The following is a 20319-nucleotide window of genomic DNA, read 5'->3' as shown; positions in this document are numbered from 1 at the left end:
GCATTGATTTGCCGGCAGCAGGTCGTGCCGTTATGATTACATATCGTATACCAACAAACATCGACCATGCCCTGGCTTGCCTACGCCCCCGACCCCTGGTTGTTCGCCGCCATGGCTGCCACGGTTTTCGTTGCCGCGGTGGCGCAAGGCATAGGCGGCGTGGGCTTCGCCATGCTGGCCGCGCCCGTGGCGGGAATCTTCTTTCCGCAACTGGCGCCCGGGCCGCTGCTTACCCTGGGCGGCTTCGTGTCGCTGCTGACCGCCCTGCGCGAACGGGCGGCCATCGACTGGGCCACGGTCGGCTACACGCTGGTCGGGCGCTTCGCCGGCACCCTGGTGGCCGTCTATGCCCTGACCCGCTTCGCCCCGCAGCTGCTGTCGGTGCTGTTTGCCGTGTCCATCCTGGCCGCGGTGGGCATCAGCGTGGCTGGCGTGCGGATCAGCGCTTCGCCCGCCCAGATGTCGGGCGCCGGCCTGGCCTCGGGCGTCATGGGCACCATCACCTCGGTCGGCGCGCCGCCGCTGGCCATCATGATGCAGCATTCGCCGCCGCCGCGCCTGCGCGCCACGCTGGGGCTGATCCTGTTCATCGGGGCGTCTTTCTCGCTGACCATGCTGTCGCTGGCCGACCGCTACGGCGTCAACGAGTTCCTGCTCAGCGTCGGCCTGCTGCCGTTCCTGCTGCTCGGCTTCTCCTGCTCCAGCCGCCTGAAGGAGCGCATGCGGCCGGCCACCGTGCGCCGCATCCTGCTGGGCATCTGCGCCATCGGCGCGCTCGTCGTGCTGGCGCGCGCCGCGCTGGGCGCCTGAAGGCGCGGCCGGGCCGCCGCCGGGCGGCTTGCACGGACGGTGTAGCAGAGTAATACAATGGACACTGTATTCACTGTCCCATCTGCTCGCACAACGCCATGGCAATTTCTGGTCCCAGCACGTATCCGCTCGACGCCGGCCATTCCGCCCCTTCGCTGAAAATCGGCGAGCAGCACATGCCTTTGTTCGCCGTCATTCGCGACAAATTGCGCGAGCGCATCCTCAGCGGCGAGTTCACGCCGGGCGACCGGCTGATCGAAGGCCGGCTCTCCGACGACATGGGTGTGTCGCGCATCCCGGTACGCGAAGCCCTGCGCGCCCTGGCCGCCGAAGGCCTGGTCACGATCGAGCCGCGCCGCGGCGCGTCGGTGGCGGTGCCGTCCGAGGCCATCGCCTACGACATGGTCGAAGTCCGCGCCACGCTCGAAGGCCTGAACGCCAAGCTGGCCGCGCAGCGCCGCGACGACGCCACCGTGACGCGGCTGCGCAAGTTCCTCGACGATGGGACCGAAGCGGCGCGCAGCGACGACCTGCAGCAATTCCTGGCGCTCAATTCGCAGTTCCACGAGATGCTGGCCACCATCGCCGGCAACGTGGTGCTGACCGACCTGATGCGCTCGCTGCGCGACCGCACCGCCTTGCTGTTCGCGCCCAGCAACATGCGACGCGCCAAGCAGAACTGGGACGAACACGCGCAGATCCTCAATGCCGTGATCGCCGGCAACGGCGAACTGGCCTCGCTGCTGGCCACCCAGCACGTCCACAATGCGGCGCGCGCCTACACCGAGGCGCAGCAACAGAACCAGCCCTCGGCGGCCTGAGCGCCGCGGCTAGGTGTGAAGATTCAATAGGTTGTATGCATGGTTCATCCGAACCGGATTTGAGAAACTGGAAATCGCCGACCCCCCAGTTCACTCAAGGAGCCCGGCCGGATGAACACCCATAAGCATGCCCGATTGACCTTCCTACGTCGACTCGAAATGGTCCAGCAATTGATCGCCCATCAAGTTTGTGTGCCTGAAGCGGCCCGCGCCTATGGGGTCACCGCGCCGACTGTGCGCAAATGGCTGGGCCGCTTCCTGGCTCAGGGCCAGGCGGGCTTGGCCGATGCGTCCTCGCGCCCGACGGTCTCGCCCCGAGCGATTGCGCCGGCCAAGGCGCTGGCTATCGTGGAGCTGCGCCGCAAGCGGCTGACCCAAGCGCGCATCGCCCAGGCGCTGGGCGTGTCAGCCAGCACCGTCAGCCGCGTCCTGGCCCGCGCCGGTCTGTCGCACCTGGCCGACCTGGAGCCGGCCGAGCCGGTGGTGCGCTACGAGCATCAGGCCCCCGGCGATCTGCTGCACATCGACATCAAGAAGCTGGGACGTATCCAGCGCCCTGGCCACCGGGTCACGGGCAACCGACGCGATACCGTTGAGGGGGCCGGCTGGGACTTCGTCTTCGTGGCCATCGATGACCACGCCCGCGTGGCCTTCACCGACATCCACCCCGACGAGCGCTTCCCCAGCGCCGTCCAGTTCCTCAAGGACGCAGTGGCCTACTACCAGCGCCTGGGCGTGACCATCCAGCGCTTGCTCACCGACAATGGCTCGGCCTTTCGCAGCCGCGCCTTCGCCGCGCTGTGCCATGAGCTGGGCATCAAGCACCGCTTTACCCGACCTTACCGCCCACAGACCAATGGCAAGGCCGAACGCTTCATCCAGTCGGCCTTGCGTGAGTGGGCTTACGCTCACACCTACCAGAACTCCCAACACCGAGCCGATGCCATGAAATCCTGGCTACACCACTACAACTGGCATCGACCCCACCAAGGCATCGGGCGCGCTGTACCCATCTCCAGACTCAACCTGGACGAATACAACCTATTGACAGTTCACAACTAGCGGATCGTCGCCATCGCGCTGCAGGTCGGCCGCCAGCCGGTCGTGCGTGCGCGACGGCGACAGCAGCAAGGCCGCGCATTCGCGCGTCAGCGCATCCGAGGGGCCGCGCGCCAGCCGCACGGGCAGGATCAGCGCGCGCACCAGCCATGCCAAGGGCCGGTTGGGCAGGTTGGACAGCACCTGGTCGATGCGGGTCTCGATGCGATGGCGGCCATCCTCCATGCACCAGCGCACCAGGGCAAGGTCGCCGTGGCAGCGCCCCTCGTCCTCCCAGCGCTTGAGCACCGCCGACAGCAGATACAGTTCGGACAGGATGTCGCCCAGGCGCGCCGAAATCATTTCGCGGCGCTTGAGCGCTCCGCCCAGCGCGCCCAGCGCCACATCGGCCAGCAGCGCGAACGCCGCCGCGTAGCGGCTGAGCTGGCGGTAATGGATCGCCGTGGGTCCGCTGACCGGCGCGCGCGCCAGCAGCCCGCCGGTCCAGGCCCGGCCCCAGGCCCGCAAGGTGTTGGCGCCGGCGTGGCCCAGATGCTTCCAGAACAGGCCATGGAAGGCCTCCAGGCCGCGCTGGGTGTCCTGGTCGCCCAGAGCCAGCACCTCGCCCATCAGGTACGGGTGGGCGCGGATCGCTCCCTGGCCGAATACGATCAGGCAGCGCGTCAGGATATTGGCGCCCTCGACCGTGATGGCGATGGGCACCGCGCGATACAGATTGCCGAGATAGTTCGACGGACCGTCGATCACCGCCTTGCCGGCGTGCACGTCCATCGCGTCGTCGACCGACTCGCGCATGCGCTCGGTGGCGTGGTATTTCATGATGGCGGAGATCACCGCCGGCTTGTGCCCCTGGTTCAGCGCCGCGCAGGTCAGGCGGCGCGCGGCCTCGACCAGATAGGCGTTGCCCGCCAGCCGCGCCAGCTTCTCCTGCACGCCCTCGAACTGGCCGACCGGGATGCCGAACTGGCGGCGGATACGCGCGTACATGCCGGTGGCGCGCGCGCTGACCACGGCCGCCGCGGCCGACAGCGACGGCAGCGAGATGCCGCGGCCGGCGGCCAGCGCGCTCATCAGCATCTGCCAGCCCTGGCCGGCGCGCGCCGGTCCGCCGATCAGGGCCTCGATCGGCACGAAGACATCGCGGCCGCGGTTGGGGCCGTTCTGGAATACCTGCATGGCCGGCAGATGGCGCCGGCCGATTTCCACGCCGGGCGCCTCGGTGGGCACCAGCGCCACCGAAATGCCGATATCGGCCGGACCGCCCAGCAGGCCCTCGAGGTCGGACAGCTTGAACGCCAGGCCCAGCACCGTGGCCACCGGCCCCAGCGTGATGTAGCGCTTGTGCCAGTTCAGGCGTATGCCCAGCATCTCGCGTCCATCCACCACCTGGCGGCACACCACGCCGGTGTCGGTCATGGAGGCCGCGTCCGAGCCGGCCTCGGGGCTGGTCAGGCCGAAGCACGGCACCTCGGTGCCGTCGGCCAGGCGCGGCAGCCAGAATTCGCGCTGCTCGGGCGTGCCGAACTGCAGCAGCAGCTCGCCCGGTCCGAGCGAATTCGGCACCATCACGGTCACCCCCGCCGTGATCGAATAAGCCGAAATGCGCCGCACCACCTCCGAATGCGCATACGGAGAAAAGCCCAGGCCGCCGTATTGCTCGGGAATGATCATGCCGAAAAAGCGCTGCGATTTCATGAACTGCCAGACCGACTCGGGCAGATCGCGGCGCGACCAGGTGATGTCCCATTCGTCCAGCATGGCGCACAGCTGCGCCACCGGGCCATCGATGAAGCGCTGCTCGGCGGCCGTCAGCTCGGCCGGCGGCACATCCAGCAGCTTGCGCCAATCGGGATTGCCGGTGAACAGGTCGGCGTCCCACCAGACATCGCCGGCCTCGATGGCCTCGCGTTCGGTGTCCGACATGCCGGGCATGGCCTTGCGCGCCCAGCGAAATGCGGGTTCGGTGATACGCCTGCGGCGCCAAGCGTTGAAATCCATGCGCAATTCCTTTTCGTATCGATGCCTCTGCGACCCAAGTTACCAGAATTGACCGGGTGCGGCCAATGCCGCGCCAGTCTGCGACAATGAGCGGCGCCGCGCCGCGGCGCCCTGTCCCGTCCGCCTCACCGCGCACCCGCTCATGCTGAACAAGCTCTGGCTCGCCTTCTTCCTGACCGCCGCCGCCGCGGCCCTGTACCGCTGGCTGGGCCTGGGCGAACCCGACGTCTTCCAGGCCATGGTGGTCTCGCTGTTCGACATGGCGCGCGTGTCGGTGGAAGTGATGGTGCTGCTGTTCGGCACGCTCACCCTGTGGCTGGGTTTTCTGCGCATCGCCGAAGCCGCCGGGCTGGTCGAGCGGCTGGCCAGCCTGCTCGGGCCCCTGTTCGCGCGCCTGATGCCCGAGGTCCCGCGCGGGCATCCCGCCATCGGCCTCATCACGCTGAACTTCGCCGCCAATGGCCTGGGGCTGGACAACGCCGCCACGCCGATCGGCCTGCGCGCCATGCGCGAGCTGCAGTCGCTCAATCCCAATCCCGATACGGCCAGCAATGCGCAGATCCTGTTCCTCGTGCTCAACGCATCGTCGCTCACCCTGCTGCCGGTCACGCTGTTCATGTTCCGCGCCCAGCAGGGCGCGGCCGATCCGACGCTGATCTTCCTGCCCATCCTGCTGGCCACCAGCGCCTCGACGCTGGCCGGCCTGCTGGCCGTCGCGTTCTGCCAGCGCCTGCGCCTGCACGACCCGGTGGTGCTGGCATGGCTGGGCAGCGCCGCGCTGGCCTTGAGCGCGTTCATGGTGATGCTGGCCGGCATGTCGGCCGCCGCGATCGCCGCGCTGTCCTCGCTGCTGGGCAACCTGACGCTGTTCGCGGTGCTGCTGGCGTTCCTGGTGGCGGGCGCCTGGAAGAAGGTGCCGGTCTACGAGACCTTCATCGCCGGCGCCAAGGACGGCTTCAACATCGCCCGTGACCTGCTGCCCTACCTGGTGGCCATGCTGTGCGCGATCGGCGTGCTGCGCGCCTCGGGCGCGCTGGATTTCGCGCTCGACGGCATGCGCTGGCTGGCGCATGCCGCCGGCTGGGACACGCGCTTCGTCGACGCGCTGCCCACCGCCCTGGTCAAGCCCTTCTCGGGCAGCGCGGCGCGCGCCATGATGCTCGAAACCATGAGCCACTTCGGCGTGGACAGCTTTCCGGCGCTGCTGGCGGCGGTCATGCAGGGCAGCACCGAAACCACTTTCTACGTGCTGGCCGTGTACTTCGGCTCGGTCGGCATCGTGCGGGCGCGCCACGCCGTGGGTTGCGCGCTGGCCGCCGACCTGGCCGGCGTGCTGGCCTCAATCGGCGTGTGCTACTGGTTCTTCGGCTAGGGCTATTCCACCTTCAGGATCTTCAGGCCGTTGGTGCCGCCGCTGTCGCGGTAGAAATCGCCCTTGGTCAGGATGACCCAGTCGCCCGCCGCGACACGGCCACGCTTCTTCAGCTCGTCGATGGCCGCGTTGCTCAAGTCGGCCGGGTCGTATTCGGCCGGCGCGAAGGGCACCGTGTAGACGCCGCGAAACAGCGCCGCGCGCCGCTGCGTGGGACCATGCGGGCTGTAGCAGTAGATCGGCACGCCCGAACGGATGCGCGACATGATCAGCGGCGTGTGCCCGCTTTCGGTCAGCGCGATGATGGCCTTCACGCCCGGGAAATGGTTGGCCGCGTACATGGCCGCCAGCGCGATGGTCTCGTCGCAGCGCGTGAACGTCTCGCCCAGGCGATGGTGCGAATGCGTGGTGGTAGGGTGCTTCTCCGCCCCCAGACAGACCCGTGCCATCGCCGCCACCGCCTCGATCGGATACTGGCCCGAGGCGCTTTCGGCCGACAGCATGACGGCGTCCGTGTAGTCGAGCACCGCGTTGGCCACGTCCGACACCTCGGCGCGCGTGGGCATGGGGCTGGCCACCATGGACTCCATCATCTGGGTGGCCGTGATGACCACCTTGTTCAGCGTACGCGCGTGCTGGATGATGCGCTTCTGGATGCCGACCAGTTCGGCGTCGCCCACTTCCACGCCCAGGTCGCCGCGCGCCACCATCACGCCGTCGCTGGCGCGGATCAGCGCATCCAGCGCGTCGTCGTCGGCCACCGCCTCGGCGCGCTCGATCTTGGCGATGATCCAGGCCTGGCTGCCGGCCGCGCGCAGCAGCGCGCGGGCTTCATCGATGTCGGCCCCATAGCGCGGAAACGATACGGCCACGTAGTCCAGCTCCATCTCGGCGGCCAGCTTGATGTCGGTGCGGTCCTTGTCGGTGAGGCTGGGCGCCGAAAGGCCGCCGCCGCGCCGGTTGATGCCCTTGTTGTTCGACAGCGGCCCGCCCACCGTCACGGTGGTGTGGACCTCCTCGGCCCCCACGCTGTCGACCACCAGCACCACGCGGCCATCGTCGAGCAGCAGCTCGTCGCCAGGGCGGCAGTCCTGCACCAGCTCGGGATAATCGATACCCACGATGGTTGCGTCGCCGGCCTCCTTGGAATGTGAACGCGACAGCGTGAAAGGCTGGCCGGCCTGCAGGGTGACCTGCTGGTCGGTGAAGCGGGCGATCCGGATCTTCGGGCCCTGCAAGTCGCCCATGAGGGCCACGAAGCGCCCTTGCTCGGCCGCCAGCTCGCGCACCAGCCGCACGCGCTCGCGATGGTCCTGCGCGCTGCCGTGCGAGAAATTCAGGCGGGCCACGTCCATGCCGGCGCGTATCAGCCCGTCGAGCCGCTCGGGCGTGGACGTGGCGGGCCCCAGGGTGGCAACGATTTTGGTGCGGCGCAGTACGGGCATGTAGGCTCTCTCCGACGAAAACACGACAAGCCTGTATGGTACGACGCCCCGGGTCGCGCGGGTATCATAGGCGCTCGCCTTGCCGCGCCAGGAGCCGCACCATCGTGAAGATCGTCATCGCGCCCGATTCATTCAAGGAAAGCCTGTCGGCCCCCGACGCCGCCGCCGCCATCGCGCGCGGCGTCCGGCAGGCCTGTCCCGGCGCCCATACCCTGTGCATCCCGATGGCCGACGGCGGCGAAGGCACGGTCCAGGCCGTGCTGGCCGCCACCGGCGGCCAATGGCGCGAAACAACCGTGCGCGGCGCGCTGGGCGAACCGGTGCGGGCCCGCTGGGGCTGGCTGCCCGATGACGCCACCGCGGTCATCGAAATGGCCGCCGCGGCCGGCCTGGAACTTGCCCCGCCGGCGCAGCGCGATCCCTTGCGCGCCTGCAGCCATGGCGTGGGCGAACTGATCCGCGCCGCTTTGGATGCCGGCGCGCGGCGCCTCATCGTGGGCTTGGGCGGGTCGGCCACCAACGACGGCGGCGCGGGCATGCTGACAGCGCTGGGCGTACGGTGGCTGGATGCGGACGGCCGGGCACTGGCGCCCGGCGGCGCGGCGCTGGCTGATGTGCGGCAGGTGGACGCCAGCGGCCTGGACGCGCGCCTGCGCGGCGTCGTGGTCGAGATCGCCTCCGACGTCGACAATCCGCTGTGCGGCCCGCACGGCGCCTCGCATACCTTCGGTCCGCAGAAGGGCGCCACCCCGGAACAGGTACGGCAGCTGGACGCCGCCCTGGCGCACATGGCCGAAATCGTGACGCGGGCGGGGCATCCCGACCAGCGCGCGGCGCCGGGCGCCGACGCCGCCGGCGGCCTGGGCTATGCCGCGCTCGCCTTCCTGTCGGCGCGCTTGCGCCCGGGGGTGGAGATCGTCGCCGAACTGGGCCAGCTGGCACAGGCGGTGGCCGGCGCCACCCTGGTGTTCACCGGCGAAGGCCGCATCGATGCGCAGACGCTGCGCGGCAAGACCCCGGCCGGCGTGGCCCGCATCGCCAGCGCCGCCGGCGTGCCGGTGGTGGCGCTGGCCGGCTCGCTGGGCGAGGGATACCAGGACCTGCATGCGGGCGGCATCACGGCGGCATTCAGCCTGGCGCCCGGCCCCATCACGCTGCAGCAGGCCTGCGAGCAGGCCGAAACACTGCTGGCCGAGCGGGCCCGCGACATCATGCAACTATGGGTCGCGGCAGGACGCCGCATGCTCTAGGGCCGAGCCGCCCCGGCGCGGCGCGCGCCGTTCAGGGACGGGCCAGCCCCGGCGCGCCGGCCGCCAGCAAGGCGTCGGCCAGGCCGATGAATTGCGCCACGCCCACTTCCTCGGCGCGCGCGGTCGGTGCAATGCCCAGTTCGTCCCAGGGGGTCAGGGCCGCCCAGTCGTCCAGCACGCGGCGCAGCATCTTGCGCCGCTGCGAAAAAGCCCGCGCCACCACCGTCTCGAACGCCGCGTCGCTGGCCGGACGCAACCGGTCGGCCGGCAGCGGCGCCATGCGCACCACCGCCGATACCACGCGCGGCGGCGGATCGAACGCCTCGGGCGCAACGTCGAACAGCTTCTCCATGCGATAGCGGGCCTGCAGCATGACCGACAGGCGGCTGTAGTCGCCGCTGCCGGGCTCGGCCACCATGCGGTCGATGACCTCGCGCTGCAGCATGAAATGCTGGTCGCGCACCTGTTCGGCGGCGCCCATCAGGTGAAACAGCAGCGGGCTGGAAATGTTGTACGGCAGATTGCCCACCACCCTCAGCCCCTGGCCGAACTGCGCGAAATCGACCGTCAAGGCGTCGGCCTCGACCACGGTCAGCCGTTCGGCGGGGTACTGCCGGCGCAGGCGCGCGGCCAGATCGCGGTCGATCTCGACCGCGGTCAGGTGATCGATGCGATCGAGCAAGGGGCGGGTCAACGCCGACAGGCCCGGACCGATCTCGACCACGCGGTCGTCGCGCGCGGGCCCGATGGCCCGCACGATCGACTCGACCACGCTCTCGTCGGTCAGGAAATGCTGGCCGAAGCGCTTGCGCGCCTGGTGTGCTGACATGAAATGGACCGGTCCTGTCGGATGCTAACGGTTGTTCTGTTCCAGCCGCTCTTGCTTCTCGAGGCGGTTGTCGATGAACGCCTGCGAACGCAATTGCTCGAGCCAGTCCTCGAAGGCCGGCACGGCGCGGCGCTCGAACAGCAGCTGGCGGGCGCGCATGCGCTGCACTTCGTCGGACACGTCGTGCTCGCGGCGCTCCAGCACCTGGATCAGGTGCCAGCCGAACGGCGACAGCATGGGCGGGCTGATTTCGTTGGGCTGCAGCGCATTCATGGCGGCCTCGAACGGCGGCACCGTGTCGCCCGGGTTCACCCAGCCCAGGTCGCCGCCCTGCGGCGCGGTCGAATCCTGGGAATACTGACGGGCCATGTCCTCGAATTTCACCGCGCCGCCCTGCAGGCGCTCGCGGATCTGCTCCAGGCGCTGGCGCGCCTGGTCGTCGGTCATGACGGTGGAGGTCTTGATCAGGATGTGGCGCGCGTGCGTCTGCGTCACGCGCACCGGCCCTTGCGGCGCGGCCACCGACGGCCCTTCCTGGAACGAGGACGGCTGCTGCGGCGCCGGCGCGGGCGCCGGCCGGGCGGCCTGCGCGGGCTGGCCGCCACCGGCGCGGTCGACCACCTTCAGGATATGGAAACCGTTGCCGCTTTGCACCAGCCCCGACACCTGGCCAGCGGACAGCGAGCCGGCCGCCTTGACGAACAGATCCGGCCAGCCGTCCAGCGGGCGCGCGCCCATCATGCCGCCCTGCAGCGCTTCGGGGCCGTCGGAATTGGCGGCGGCCAGGCTGGCGAAGTCATCGCCCTTCTTGGCGCGGGCGAGCAAGCCCTCGGCCTTCTTGCGCAAGGCCGCGACCTGGTCGGGCGACGAGCCTTCCGGCACCCGCACGAGGATCTGCGCCAGCACCAGCATCGCCGGCCCGGACTGCGCCGGTTGCCGCGGCTGGGGCTGGGGCTGCTGCGGCGCCGGCGCACGCGTGGCCTGGGCGGCGGCGGGATTGCGTTCCTGGTCTTTCAGGAAGGCATCCACTTCAGCATCGGAAATAATGATATTGGCGTCCACGGCGCGCTGGCGCAGGCGGTCCATGCGGATATCGTCGCGCAGGGACTTGCGGTACTGCTCCCAGGTCACGCCGCTTTTCTCGATTTCGGCGCGCATGGCCGCCGGCGTGATCTTGTTGCGCGAGGCAATCATGTTGATCGCCTGGTCGACCTGCGCCTCGTCGACGCGGATGCCCATGCGGTCGGCTTCCTGGCGCTCCAGGCGCTCCATGATCAGGCGCTGCAGCACCTGCTTCTGCAGGGTGCGCTCGTCGGGCACCTGGATGCCGCGTTTTTGCAGGTCCGCAGAGGCCAGCTTGGACGCCTCGCGCACTTCGCGCAGGGTAATGACATCCTTGTTGACGATCGCGGCGATACCGTCGACGAACTGCTCGCTCGGCGCCGGCGTGGCCGGCTTCTGGTCGCCTTTCGGCGCCGGCTTGGCCGGCTGGGCCTGCGCGGCCGACAGGGGCAGGCCCGCCGCCAGCATCAACGCCAGTACCGTGCCGGACATGCGGCGCAGGGAATGCAAGCTACGCATCATTCATACCTTTCAAAAGTCGTGCCCGTAGGCGTCGGTGGAACCACCGATTGGTAGCCCGGGATGCTCCTGTTGAGCAGGCTGATCGGATCGGTACCCAAGGCACCCAGCCCAGTCAGCTCAAGCTGGAAGAACAGCGCCGTGTTGGTGTCGGCAGCCGACACCGCGTAGCGCTGGTAGACCACACGGCCCACCCAGCAACAGTCGCCCTTGTACTCCAGCCCGGCAATGGCCTGCGTCACGCGCGGCGACTGCTCGGCCGCCGCCGCCGTGGCGGGCTCGGAGCGCAGCGAGTAATCGACCCGGCCCACGCCATACCAGCGGCGATGGATCGGCCATTGCACCGCCAGGCTGACCTGGTTCTGACCCTGCGGCTGATACGAAATGCCGGGCAGCGGATCGCGCTGGTAGCGGTAGGCCACCGCCACCGTGGTCAGGCGCTGCGGCGACCAGCGCGCGCTGACCATGCCGCGCGACCATTTGTTGTCGTACGGGTTGTACTGCGCCGCCACGTCGGTGATCAGCGTATCGGTAAGCGCCGCGGTGGCGCCCACCAGGAAGTCCGAACGCACATTCTTGCGCGGCTGCTCCGCCGGCAGGGTGACTTCCTGGTCCTGGAAATAGATGCGCTGCGCCGCCGACAGCGACAGGCGCTCGAAACCGGTGTTGGCGTCCAGCCAGCGCGTGGTCAGCGCCGCCGTGAGCTGGTTGGCGTTGGCGATGCGGTCCCAGCCGCCGGTGTAGATGTTCTCCTGGAACGCCTGGTCGAAACTGAAATCGGCCAGCGTCGTGTCGTAGACCGGCAGCGCGGACTGGTCGCGATACGGCACGCGCAGATAGTACAGGCGCGGCTCCAGCGTCTGCGTGGCGGCCTTGCCGAACAGCGAGGCGTCGCGCTCGAAGATCATGCCCGCGTCCAGCGACATGATGGGCACGGTGCGCGATTCGGTGCGCTTGTAGTTCGACAGGCCGATCCGGTTCCAGTCGCGGTTGTACCAGTCGGTGCGGTACTGGGTATAGTGCACGCCCACCTTGGGCACCAGGAACCAGCCCGGTCGCCCGATGGGATACGAAACCGTGGGATAGGTCTGCAAGCGGTCGCCATCGGGGCCCAGGCGGCGGCCGTTGAGCAAGGAGCGCTGGAACCGCACCGCCGTGCTCACCCATTCCGCGTCGAAACCGCCCCAATCGTAGCGCGCCCCCTTGAGCCACAGCTCCGGCACCTTGTCGTAGGGCGGCGCCAGCGGCGCGTCCGGGTCTTGCAGGGTCTGGTACTTGTAGACTTGCGCGTAGGTCTGCCAGTAGGTGCTGGACCAGCCCACCCGGCCACGTCGCGGCAGATAAGTGGTCGACGCCGTATTGAGCCCCAGCTCGGAGATGTCGCGGAAGTAGTTGTCGTCCGACGCCCCGGCGATATCCCAATCGGTATAGAAGCCATTGCCCAGGAGCTGCCGGTGATACGTGCGGTACATCCAGCGGTCGCGGCCGGTCTCGTTGTCGTCGGGCAGGTAGGTGCCGATCGCCACGCCCCGGTAGCCCGAGCCCAGGTAGCGGAACTCGCCGCCCAGCTGCGCGCCGCGCTTGCTCAGGTAGCGCGGCACCAGCGTCAGGTCATAGTTGGGCGCCAGGTTGAAATAGTACGGCAGCGAGATGTCGAACCCGCTGTTGCTGGTGGTGCCGTAGGTGGGCATCAGGAAGCCCGACTTGCGCTCTTTCTTGACCGGGAAGGTCAGGTAGGGCGAGGCCAGGATGGGCACATCCTTGAAATACAGCACCCCGTTGCGCGCCACCCCTTCGTTCTCGTCGAAATCCAGGTCTACCGTATCGGCCTTGATGTACCACGACGGCTTGGGGCACGGGCAGCCGCTGTAGGTGACCTGGCTCAGCCGCATCTGCGACTTGCTGAAGATGTCCGCGTGCCGGGCCTGCGCCGTGCCGCCGCTGGCGCCGATCCAGAAATTGGGCTCCTGGATCTCGCCGCTGTAGGTATCGACGTTCAGGCGCGCCGACGGGCCGGTGATCAGCGTGCCGTCGCGCAGCATGCGCGCGCTGCCCTGCACGTCCACATCGCCGGTATCGCGCCGGTAATTGATGCGGTCGCCCTTGATGATGCCGTCCACCCGGCGCACCTGGGCATTGCCCGTCAGGGTGACCTCGCTATCCGGGTCGCCGCTGATCTGGTCGGCCTCCATGAAGGCCGGGATCTTTTCGTCCGGCAGCCGATGCACGCGCAGCCCGGGCGAGGTGCGCAGGACCGGCGCGCCGATCGAGGCCGAGGGGGCGCTGGCCGCGGCCGAATCCTGATTGCCCTGAGCCTGAACGGCCCCGGCTACGCTGAAAGCTGAAAGGATCAACCACCGGAGCATGCGCACGAGGGAAACAACGCCTTATGAATGAGGCCGCCCGGGCGGGACTGGCCCCGACCGACGGCTGGAATGACCCGGTATTATAGAGAAGCCGGGCGATAGGGGAATTCCTGTTTTGCCCGGCACCAGCCTACCCATCCGGGGCCGCCGGGATCCCGAAACCATCGAGACGCGCTGCTTGAACAACGACCAAGACTCCCGCCTGGCCCTGATCCACGCGTGGCTGCAAACCCTGCCGGGCTCGCTCGGCCTGCGCCCCGAGACCATGGAGCCCGCCTCCAGCGACGCCAGCTTCCGCCGCTATTTCCGCCTGCAGGCGGCGGCCGGCACCCTGATCGTCATGGATGCCCCGCCGCCCCACGAGGACGTGCGCCCCTTCGTGCACATCGACGGCCTGCTGCGCGAGGCCGGCGTCAACGTGCCCGAAATCGTGGCCCAGGACGCCGGGCAAGGCCTGCTGCTGCTGTCCGACCTGGGGCAGGACACCTTCTACCAGCGTATCCGCGCCGGCATCAGCGACGCCCAGCTCCAGTCGATGTACCGGGACACCCTGGCCACGCTGGTGCGCCTGCAGCAGGCCAGCACGGCCGGGCTGCCGGCCTACGACGGCGCCCGGCTGGCGGCCGAGCTCGAACTCTTCCCCGAATGGTATGTCGGCCGCCACCACGGCGTGACGCTGGACGACAAGACGGCCGCCGCGCTGCGGCAGATATTCGGCCTGCTGGCGGCCGAGGGCGACACGGGCCACCGGGTGCTGGTGCACCGCGACTTCCACTCGCCCAACCTGATGGTCTGCGACGAGCCGCGCTACGGCCCGAATCCCGGCGTCATCGACTTCCAGGACGCGCTGGCCGGTCCGCTCACGTACGACCTGGCTTCGCTGGTCACCGACGCCCGCACCACCTGGGAAGAGCCGCAGCAGCTGGATTGGGCGATCCGCTACTGGGAGCTGGCGCGCGCCGCCGGCCTGCCGGTGGACGCCGATTTCGCGCAGTTCCACCGCGCCTACGAATGGATGGGCCTGCAGCGCAACCTGCGCATCCTGGGCGTGTTCGCCCGCCTGAACCACCGCGACGGCAAATCCATCTACCTGTCGCACATGCCGCGCGTCAGCGGCTACGTGCGCCAGGTGGCGCAGCGCTATGGCGCGTTCGCGCCGCTGCTGCGCCTGCTGGACAAGCTGGACGACCGCCAGGTCCAGGTCGGATACACCTTCTGATGCGCGCCATGATCCTGGCCGCCGGCCGCGGCGAACGCATGCGCCCGCTGACCGACACCACGCCCAAGCCCCTGCTGGCCGTGGGCGGCAAGCCGCTGATCGTCTGGCATATCGAACGCCTGGTGGCCGCCGGCCTGCGCGACATCGTCATCAACCACGCCTGGCTGGGCCAGCGCATCGTCGACCACCTGGGCGACGGCGGCGCCTACGGCGCGCGCCTGCACTACTCGGCCGAAGCGGCGGCGCTGGAAACCGCGGGCGGCATCGCCCAGGCCCTGCCCCTGCTGGGCGACGCCCCCTTCCTGGTCATCAATGGCGATATCTGGTGCGACTGGGATCCCGCCCAGGCCCGGCGCCAGGCCGCGGCCCTGGACGCCGCCGGCGCGCAAGCCTGGCTGCTGCTGGTGGACAACCCGCCCCAGCATCCGCAGGGCGACTTCCGGCTGGAAGACGACGGGCGGGTCGCCGACGACGGCGCGCCGAAGCTGACTTTCGCGGGAATCGGCCTTTACCGGCCCGCCCTGTTCGATCCTGTGGCGCGCGGCAGCGCCGCCCCGCTGGCCCCGCTACTGCGCCAGGCCATGGCGCGGCGGGCGGTCATCGGCGCGCGGCACGCCGGCCGCTGGACCGACGTGGGTACCCCCCAGCGGCTGGCCGCGCTGGACGGCCAGTTGCGCCCGGAAGGCACGTAACGTCACGTATTTCACGTCATCTACGGACGAAACCAGAGGTATCCGCCGGTCGCCAAGGAGGCTGCAACGCGGTATCCTCTACCACTTTGGCCCGAAGACACGCATGCTGTCTTCGCTGATTCTGCTACAGGAAATTCTCTCGCATGGCGTTCGGACGATCACAACGGCAAGTATTCAAGCCCTCGGTGTATCAGCCCGGTAAACGCACCCGGCGCATGCCGCGCTGGCTGGTGTTGCTGCTGGTGGGCATTGCGCTCGGCGCGGGCGGCGTGCTGTTCCTGCAGACCAACTACGGCCCGCAACGGCTGACCGTCGAGCAATCCGAACAACTGCACACCGAACTGAGCGCCGCCAACCTCGAGCGCCAGCGCCTGCAGACCCAGCTGGACGAAGCCATCGGCCAGCGCGACGCCAACAAATCCACCCACGAACAGCTCACGACCGACCTGGCGCAAGCGCGTACGCGCATCGATACGCTGAACCAGGAGCTGCTGCTGTTCCAGGACGCCATGCCGCCCGACCCGCGCGGCGGCGACATCGGCGTGCGCTCCGCCGTGTTCAAGCGCCAGCCGGGCCAGCTGAGCTACCAGGTGCTGATCATGCGCGAGAACCATGCGGGTCCGGCCTTCAAGGGCAATGTGACGCTGGCCATCGAAGGCAACTACGCCAACGGCCGCCGCGGCACGCTCACGCCCGATCCGCTGGCGCTGGACCTGCAGCGCTACAACAATACCCAGGGCGTCCTGCCGCTGCCCGACGGCTTCACGCCGCGCTCGGTCACCATCCGCGTGCTGGACGGCCAGCAGAAGCAGCACGCCATGCGCATCTACTACGTGCGCGGCTGATCCGCGCGCGCCGGCAGGCCGGTGGCGCCCAGGCGCCCGGCCGCCTCGTCCATGAACTGCGCCATGCGCACATCCAGCTCGGTCACCCCGCCGGCGTCATGGGTGGTCAGCGTCACGTCGACCCGGTTGTAGACATTGCGCCATTCCGGGTGGTGGTCCATTTTCTCGGCGAACATCGCCACGCGCGCCATGAAGCCGAACGCGGCATTGAAATTGTCGAACCGATAGCGCTTCTCGATGGCGTCGCGCCCGGCCGCCGCGTTCCAGCCCTGCAAGGCCGGCAGCGCCACCTCGGCGCCGATACGCATCGGAAATTCCGTACTCATCGCAAACTCCCCGCGGCCGCGTCCGCCAGCCGGCATGGGCGGCGGACGCGCCGTCCTGTCTATTGCTTGACCGCGTACAGATAGACTTCGACGCGGCGGTTGGCGGCCCGGCCCTCGGCCGTCGCATTGTCGCCGACCGGGTCGTTGGCGCCGCGGCCCTCGACCGTCATGCGCCCCTGCGCCACGCCCTGCTTGCCCAGGTAGGACGTCACGGCGCGCGCGCGATTGACCGACAGTTGCTGGTTGTGCGCCGCCGAGCCGGTACTGTCGGTATGGCCCACCACCTTGGTGCGCAGTTCCGGATGCTGGTTCAGGGCGCGCGCCACGCTGTCGAGCACCGGCAGCAAGGCCGGCTTGAGCTGCGACTTGTCGGTGTCGAACGATACGTTGCTGGGAATGTTGACCTTCAGGCTGCCATCCGGCATCTCGACCACATCGATGCCCAGCGACGACGCGCCGGACTGCTGCACGTCCTGCTTGACGCCCGACCAGTTGTAGCCGATCAGGCCGCCGGCCACCGCGCCGATGCCGGCGCCGATCGCGGCGCCCTTGCCGTGGCCGATCAGGGCGCCGATACCCGCGCCCACCGCCGCGCCCGCGCCCGTGCCGATCGCGGTATTGGTCTGCTGCGGTGTCGCGCAGCCCGAAATGAGCAGGGCAGCAGCACTGACGACGGCGACGCGCATGATGGTTGTTCTTGCTTGCATGACGACCTCCTCGACGGTAGGGACAGGACCGGCAGGCACCGGCTCGACCATGCTAGCAAGCGGCAGACGGCGCACTCGAAACATTTTGTATATTCCTGCCGGCCCACCCGGAATCACGCATCCTTGTAGCGTTCCTCCAGCTCGTCATACAACGGCTTGCCCACCAGCCGTTGCCGCTCCAGGAAAGGCGCGAGCAACGCCGGGTCCTCGTCCAGCTTGCCGTCGCGCCTGAGCGCGCCCAGCGCGCGCTGCATGCCCAGCACCGCCCCCTGCAATGTCGCATTGGCGTACAGCACCACGCTGTAGCCCAGGCGCCCGAGTTGCGCGGCCGGCATGGGCGGCGTCTTGCCGCCCACCACGATATTGACTAGCAGCGGCTGGCTCAGCAGTTGCGGCAGCTTGCCCACCTCGTCCTGGTCGACGATCGCCTCGACGAACAGGATGTCCGCGCCCGCCTCGGCGAAACGCCGGGCGCGCTCGATGGCGGCGTCGAAACCCTCGACAGCGCGCGCGTCGGTGCGGGCGATGATGAGGAAATCCTCGTCGCGCCGCGCGTCGGCCGCCGCCTTGATCTTCGACACCATCTCGGACAGCGGCGCCACGCTCTTGCCGGCGAAGTGGCCGCAGCGCTTGGGAAACACCTGGTCTTCCAGCTGGATGGCATCGGCCCCGGCGCGCTCCAGCACCCGCACGGTATGCCATACATTGACCGCGTTGCCGAAGCCGGTGTCGGCGTCGACGATCAGGGGCAACTCGACCGCATCGCGGATGCGCGAGGTCGCGTCGGCCACGTCGCGCAAGCCGATGATGCCCAGGTCCGGCGCGCCGTAATGCATGTTGGTCAGGCCCGCGCCGGTCAGGTAGACCGCCTCGAACCCCTGGTCCGCCACGATCCTGGCGCTCATCGCGTTGAACGCGCCCGCCACCAGCATGCCATTGCGCTGCGCGACCCGTTCGCGCAGCACCCGTTTGGTCGAATTGCTCATTGCCCATGCTCTCCTTGCAGGAAGCCGGCCTGCGCCGGGCCGCCGTTGATGATGCGCTCCCCACGCCGCGCGGCTTCACGCGCAGGTCGGGCTGGCCCCAGCAGCATATACCAGGCGGCCCCGAATGATTCTTGGCGCCACGCCCAGGACAGGAATGGCAGATGCAAACCCTTACCAGGCGCGCGTGCGGGCGCCACGGCGGCGCAGGCCGCGCGAGCTTATAATTTTTCCTGGATCGCCCGCCCGGTGCGACGCGCCATCGGGAACGGCGCCAGCAAGATCGCGCGTCGATTCCTCATGCGCCGCCGGCAGCATCGCCGCGGCGCGCAAGGGGCACACCATGTCACGCAAATATATCGACTGCCGTGAGTTTCCCAGCGAAATGAACTGCTCGGTCGCGCTGTCGGCCGACAGCGACGCCGAACTCCTGGAAGCCGCGGTCCAGCACGCCACCACCGTGCACAAGCACGCCGACACCCCGGAGTTGCGCGCGCAACTCAAGACCATGTTCCATGAGGGCACGCCGCCGCTCGCGGCGCAGGCCGGCAGCCGCGCCTGACCACGGGCCGGGCCGCACGCGGCCCGGCCGCAGGCGCCGTCAACCGAAGACCGTGGCCAGCGCCCGGTCGATCGCGCCGCACAGTTCGTCCACCTCGTCGCGCGTCAGGATCAGCGGCGGGGCCAGGCACAAGGTCGTATTGAGACCGGGCAGCGCGCGCGTGATCACGCCGATCAGCACGCCCTGCGCCTTGCACTGCGCCACCACGCGCTTGGCGTCGGCCTCGGAAACCGGCGTTTTCGCCGCCCGGTCGCTCACCAGTTCCACGCCCTGCAGCAAACCCTTGCCGCGCACGTCGCCGATGACGGCATGCTTGTCGGCCAGTTGGCGCAGGCACGCCTGCAAGTAGTCGCCCACCTGCGCGGCATGCTCGACCAGCCCCTCCTCCTCGAGGATGCGCAGATTCTCCAGCGCCGCCGCCGCGCTGCCCGCGCAGCCGCCGAAGGTGGAGACGTCGCGGAAGAAACTGAGGGGATCGTCCGGTTCGTCCTTGAACTGCTCGAAGATGCGCTCGTGCGTCACCGTGCAGGCAATGGCCGCATAGCCCGAGGCCGTGCCCTTGGCCAGCGTGACGAAATCCGGCTCGATGTCGAAATGCTGGTAGCCGAACCATTTGCCGGTGCGCCCCAGGCCGCACACGACCTCGTCGATATGCAGCAGCACATCGTAGCGCCGGCAGATCTCCTGCACGCGGCGCCAGTAGCCCTCGGGGGGCACGATGATGCCGCCGCCGGCGGTGATGGGTTCGAGGCAGAGCAGCCCGACCGTTTCCGGGCCTTCGCGCAGGATGACCTCCTCGATGGCGTCGGCGGCGCGCTCGCCGTAGTTCGCCACATCCCATTGCTTGCGGTACTCCAGGCAGTGCGGCACCTGGACGAAACCGTCGGGAAACGGACCGTACTGCGCCGCCCGCTCGGGCTGGCCCGCCGCCGCCAGCGTGGCAATCGACGATCCGTGATAGTCCCGCTCGCGAAACAGGATCTTGTATTTCCTGCCGGCATGGTGGCGCGCGGAGATCTGGCGCACCATCTTGAATACCTTCTCGTTGGCCTCGGAGCCCGAGTTCGAAAAATACACCCGGCTCATGCCCGGCATCTTCGAGACCAGCTGCCTGGCGAACAGCGCGCCGGGCACATTGCCCGCGCTTTGCGCGAAATAGTTCAGCTTGAGCATCTGGTCGCGCATGGCGTTGGCGATCCGCTCCCGCCCGTAGCCGACATTGACGGTCCAGAATCCGCCGGCCGTGGCGTCCAGGTACTCCTTGCCGCTGGCATCGCGGATACGCGTGCCCTTTCCTTCGACCACCACCCAGGGGGCCGTGGCCTGCAGGGCGTCGTGCTGCAGCATGTGATGCCAGATGGCATTGCGGTCGTCTTCGACGACGCTGTGAAGATCATTGATCGTTGCCAAGTCGTTCATGGAAACCTTCCGCTGAAAGTAGGGGCTGGGAAATA

At 68.8% G+C, this 20319-nt stretch carries 18 protein-coding genes; 9 read left to right on the top strand and 9 right to left on the bottom strand.

Annotated elements, in window-relative coordinates:
* Positions 1-66: 66 nt before the first annotated feature.
* From BN118_RS00525 to BN118_RS00515, 3 genes are all read left to right on the top strand, one after another.
* Entirely contained in the window at positions 67-810 is a 744-nt protein-coding gene (locus BN118_RS00525) for a sulfite exporter TauE/SafE family protein (RefSeq protein WP_003815420.1), read from the top strand.
* Between the two features lie 98 nt (positions 811-908).
* On the top strand, positions 909-1631 hold the full coding sequence (locus BN118_RS00520) for a GntR family transcriptional regulator (protein WP_010929759.1): 723 nt from the start codon (positions 909-911) through the stop codon (positions 1629-1631).
* Between the two features lie 111 nt (positions 1632-1742).
* Complete coding sequence (locus tag BN118_RS00515; protein WP_005012808.1) at positions 1743-2693, top strand: IS481-like element IS481 family transposase; 951 nt, start codon at positions 1743-1745, stop codon at positions 2691-2693.
* Here the strand turns inward: BN118_RS00515 and BN118_RS00510 are convergent.
* Entirely contained in the window at positions 2673-4688 is a 2016-nt protein-coding gene (locus BN118_RS00510) for an acyl-CoA dehydrogenase (RefSeq protein WP_023852743.1), read from the bottom strand. The genes BN118_RS00515 and BN118_RS00510 overlap by 21 nt on opposite strands.
* Before the next feature lie 142 nt (positions 4689-4830).
* Here BN118_RS00510 and BN118_RS00505 point away from each other — a divergent pair, with 142 nt between their 5' ends.
* Positions 4831-6060 carry a nucleoside recognition domain-containing protein gene (locus BN118_RS00505; RefSeq protein WP_014905394.1) on the top strand — a complete coding sequence of 410 codons (1230 nt, stop codon included), beginning with the start codon at positions 4831-4833 and terminating at the stop codon, positions 6058-6060.
* A 2-nt stretch (positions 6061-6062) separates the two neighbouring features.
* Here BN118_RS00505 and pyk read toward each other — a convergent pair whose 3' ends face one another.
* Positions 6063-7505: a pyruvate kinase gene (gene pyk, locus BN118_RS00500; protein ID WP_003814419.1), complete on the bottom strand. Its 1443-nt coding sequence runs from the start codon at positions 7503-7505 to the stop codon at positions 6063-6065.
* Between the two features lie 104 nt (positions 7506-7609).
* On the opposite strand from pyk, the gene BN118_RS00495 reads away from it, so the two are divergent.
* A complete protein-coding gene (locus BN118_RS00495) occupies positions 7610-8755 on the top strand; it encodes a glycerate kinase (RefSeq protein WP_010931414.1) in 1146 nt (381 codons plus the stop codon).
* A gap of 31 nt (positions 8756-8786) precedes the next feature.
* Here the strand turns inward: BN118_RS00495 and rsmA are convergent, their stop codons facing one another.
* Genes rsmA through BN118_RS00480 form a run of 3 tightly spaced genes read right to left on the bottom strand, consistent with a single transcriptional unit; the run spans position 8787 to position 13537 of the window.
* Positions 8787-9584, bottom strand: a complete 798-nt coding sequence (gene rsmA / locus BN118_RS00490) for a 16S rRNA (adenine(1518)-N(6)/adenine(1519)-N(6))-dimethyltransferase RsmA (protein ID WP_010931413.1) — start codon at positions 9582-9584, stop codon at positions 8787-8789.
* Positions 9585-9608: 24 nt separating this feature from the next.
* Positions 9609-11168 (bottom strand): peptidylprolyl isomerase, encoded by a 1560-nt coding sequence (locus tag BN118_RS00485; RefSeq protein ID WP_010931412.1) that lies wholly within the window; start codon positions 11166-11168, stop codon positions 9609-9611.
* Positions 11165-13537 carry an LPS-assembly protein LptD gene (locus tag BN118_RS00480; RefSeq protein WP_010931411.1) on the bottom strand — a complete coding sequence of 791 codons (2373 nt, stop codon included), beginning with the start codon at positions 13535-13537 and terminating at the stop codon, positions 11165-11167. The genes BN118_RS00485 and BN118_RS00480 overlap by 4 nt, the downstream gene beginning before the upstream one ends.
* A 109-nt stretch (positions 13538-13646) precedes the next feature.
* Between BN118_RS00480 and BN118_RS00475 the strand changes: the two genes are divergently transcribed.
* The 3 genes from BN118_RS00475 (at position 13647) to BN118_RS00465 (ending at position 16287) form a co-directional block, all read left to right on the top strand.
* Positions 13647-14750, top strand: a complete 1104-nt coding sequence (locus BN118_RS00475; RefSeq protein WP_010931410.1) for an aminoglycoside phosphotransferase family protein — start codon at positions 13647-13649, stop codon at positions 14748-14750.
* Positions 14750-15442, top strand: coding sequence for an N-acetylmuramate alpha-1-phosphate uridylyltransferase MurU (gene murU / locus BN118_RS00470; protein WP_010931409.1), 693 nt, complete (start codon positions 14750-14752; stop codon positions 15440-15442). Before BN118_RS00475 ends, murU begins: the two co-directional genes overlap by 1 nt.
* Positions 15443-15585: 143 nt before the next feature.
* Complete coding sequence (locus BN118_RS00465; RefSeq protein WP_003814436.1) at positions 15586-16287, top strand: DUF6776 family protein; 702 nt, start codon at positions 15586-15588, stop codon at positions 16285-16287.
* On the opposite strand, the gene BN118_RS00460 is transcribed toward BN118_RS00465, so the two are convergent.
* From BN118_RS00460 to BN118_RS00450, 3 genes are all read right to left on the bottom strand, one after another.
* Positions 16272-16649 carry a 4a-hydroxytetrahydrobiopterin dehydratase gene (locus BN118_RS00460; RefSeq protein ID WP_003814437.1) on the bottom strand — a complete coding sequence of 126 codons (378 nt, stop codon included), beginning with the start codon at positions 16647-16649 and terminating at the stop codon, positions 16272-16274. The two genes, BN118_RS00465 and BN118_RS00460, sit on opposite strands and share 16 nt — an antisense overlap.
* A gap of 23 nt (positions 16650-16672) precedes the next feature.
* The gene (locus BN118_RS00455; protein ID WP_010927036.1) at positions 16673-17320 is read right to left on the bottom strand and encodes an OmpA family protein; all 648 of its coding nucleotides are present in this window, start codon (positions 17318-17320) and stop codon (positions 16673-16675) included.
* 113 nt (positions 17321-17433) lie between these two features.
* Positions 17434-18306, bottom strand: a complete 873-nt coding sequence (locus BN118_RS00450; protein WP_003814441.1) for an isocitrate lyase/PEP mutase family protein — start codon at positions 18304-18306, stop codon at positions 17434-17436.
* Between the two features lie 340 nt (positions 18307-18646).
* Here BN118_RS00450 and BN118_RS00445 point away from each other — a divergent pair, with 340 nt between their 5' ends.
* On the top strand, positions 18647-18865 hold the full coding sequence (locus BN118_RS00445; RefSeq protein WP_003814443.1) for a DUF1059 domain-containing protein: 219 nt from the start codon (positions 18647-18649) through the stop codon (positions 18863-18865).
* 39 nt (positions 18866-18904) lie between these two features.
* On the opposite strand, the gene BN118_RS00440 is transcribed toward BN118_RS00445, so the two are convergent.
* Positions 18905-20284, bottom strand: coding sequence for an aminotransferase family protein (locus BN118_RS00440; protein ID WP_010929975.1), 1380 nt, complete (start codon positions 20282-20284; stop codon positions 18905-18907).
* Positions 20285-20319: the final 35 nt, after the last annotated feature.

The organism is Bordetella pertussis 18323 (assembly GCF_000306945.1).
In the GTDB taxonomy this organism is placed as follows: domain Bacteria; phylum Pseudomonadota; class Gammaproteobacteria; order Burkholderiales; family Burkholderiaceae_B; genus Bordetella; species Bordetella pertussis.
Note: the sequence above shows the minus strand (reverse complement) of the source record. Positions and strands in the feature narration are given on the sequence as shown.

Coding starts and splice junctions, on each gene's coding strand:
- BN118_RS00525 (WP_003815420.1), top strand. CDS start 67: ATGCCCTGGCTTGCCTACGCCCCCGACCCCTGGTTGTTCGCCGCCATG.
- BN118_RS00520 (WP_010929759.1), top strand. CDS start 909: ATGGCAATTTCTGGTCCCAGCACGTATCCGCTCGACGCCGGCCATTCC.
- BN118_RS00515 (WP_005012808.1), top strand. CDS start 1,743: ATGAACACCCATAAGCATGCCCGATTGACCTTCCTACGTCGACTCGAA.
- BN118_RS00510 (WP_023852743.1), bottom strand. CDS start 4,688: ATGGATTTCAACGCTTGGCGCCGCAGGCGTATCACCGAACCCGCATTT.
- BN118_RS00505 (WP_014905394.1), top strand. CDS start 4,831: ATGCTGAACAAGCTCTGGCTCGCCTTCTTCCTGACCGCCGCCGCCGCG.
- pyk (WP_003814419.1), bottom strand. CDS start 7,505: ATGCCCGTACTGCGCCGCACCAAAATCGTTGCCACCCTGGGGCCCGCC.
- rsmA (WP_010931413.1), bottom strand. CDS start 9,584: ATGTCAGCACACCAGGCGCGCAAGCGCTTCGGCCAGCATTTCCTGACC.
- BN118_RS00485 (WP_010931412.1), bottom strand. CDS start 11,168: ATGATGCGTAGCTTGCATTCCCTGCGCCGCATGTCCGGCACGGTACTG.
- murU (WP_010931409.1), top strand. CDS start 14,750: ATGCGCGCCATGATCCTGGCCGCCGGCCGCGGCGAACGCATGCGCCCG.
- BN118_RS00465 (WP_003814436.1), top strand. CDS start 15,586: ATGGCGTTCGGACGATCACAACGGCAAGTATTCAAGCCCTCGGTGTAT.
- BN118_RS00460 (WP_003814437.1), bottom strand. CDS start 16,649: ATGCCGGCTGGCGGACGCGGCCGCGGGGAGTTTGCGATGAGTACGGAA.
- BN118_RS00455 (WP_010927036.1), bottom strand. CDS start 17,320: ATGCAAGCAAGAACAACCATCATGCGCGTCGCCGTCGTCAGTGCTGCT.
- BN118_RS00450 (WP_003814441.1), bottom strand. CDS start 18,306: ATGAGCAATTCGACCAAACGGGTGCTGCGCGAACGGGTCGCGCAGCGC.
- BN118_RS00445 (WP_003814443.1), top strand. CDS start 18,647: ATGTCACGCAAATATATCGACTGCCGTGAGTTTCCCAGCGAAATGAAC.
- BN118_RS00440 (WP_010929975.1), bottom strand. CDS start 20,284: ATGAACGACTTGGCAACGATCAATGATCTTCACAGCGTCGTCGAAGAC.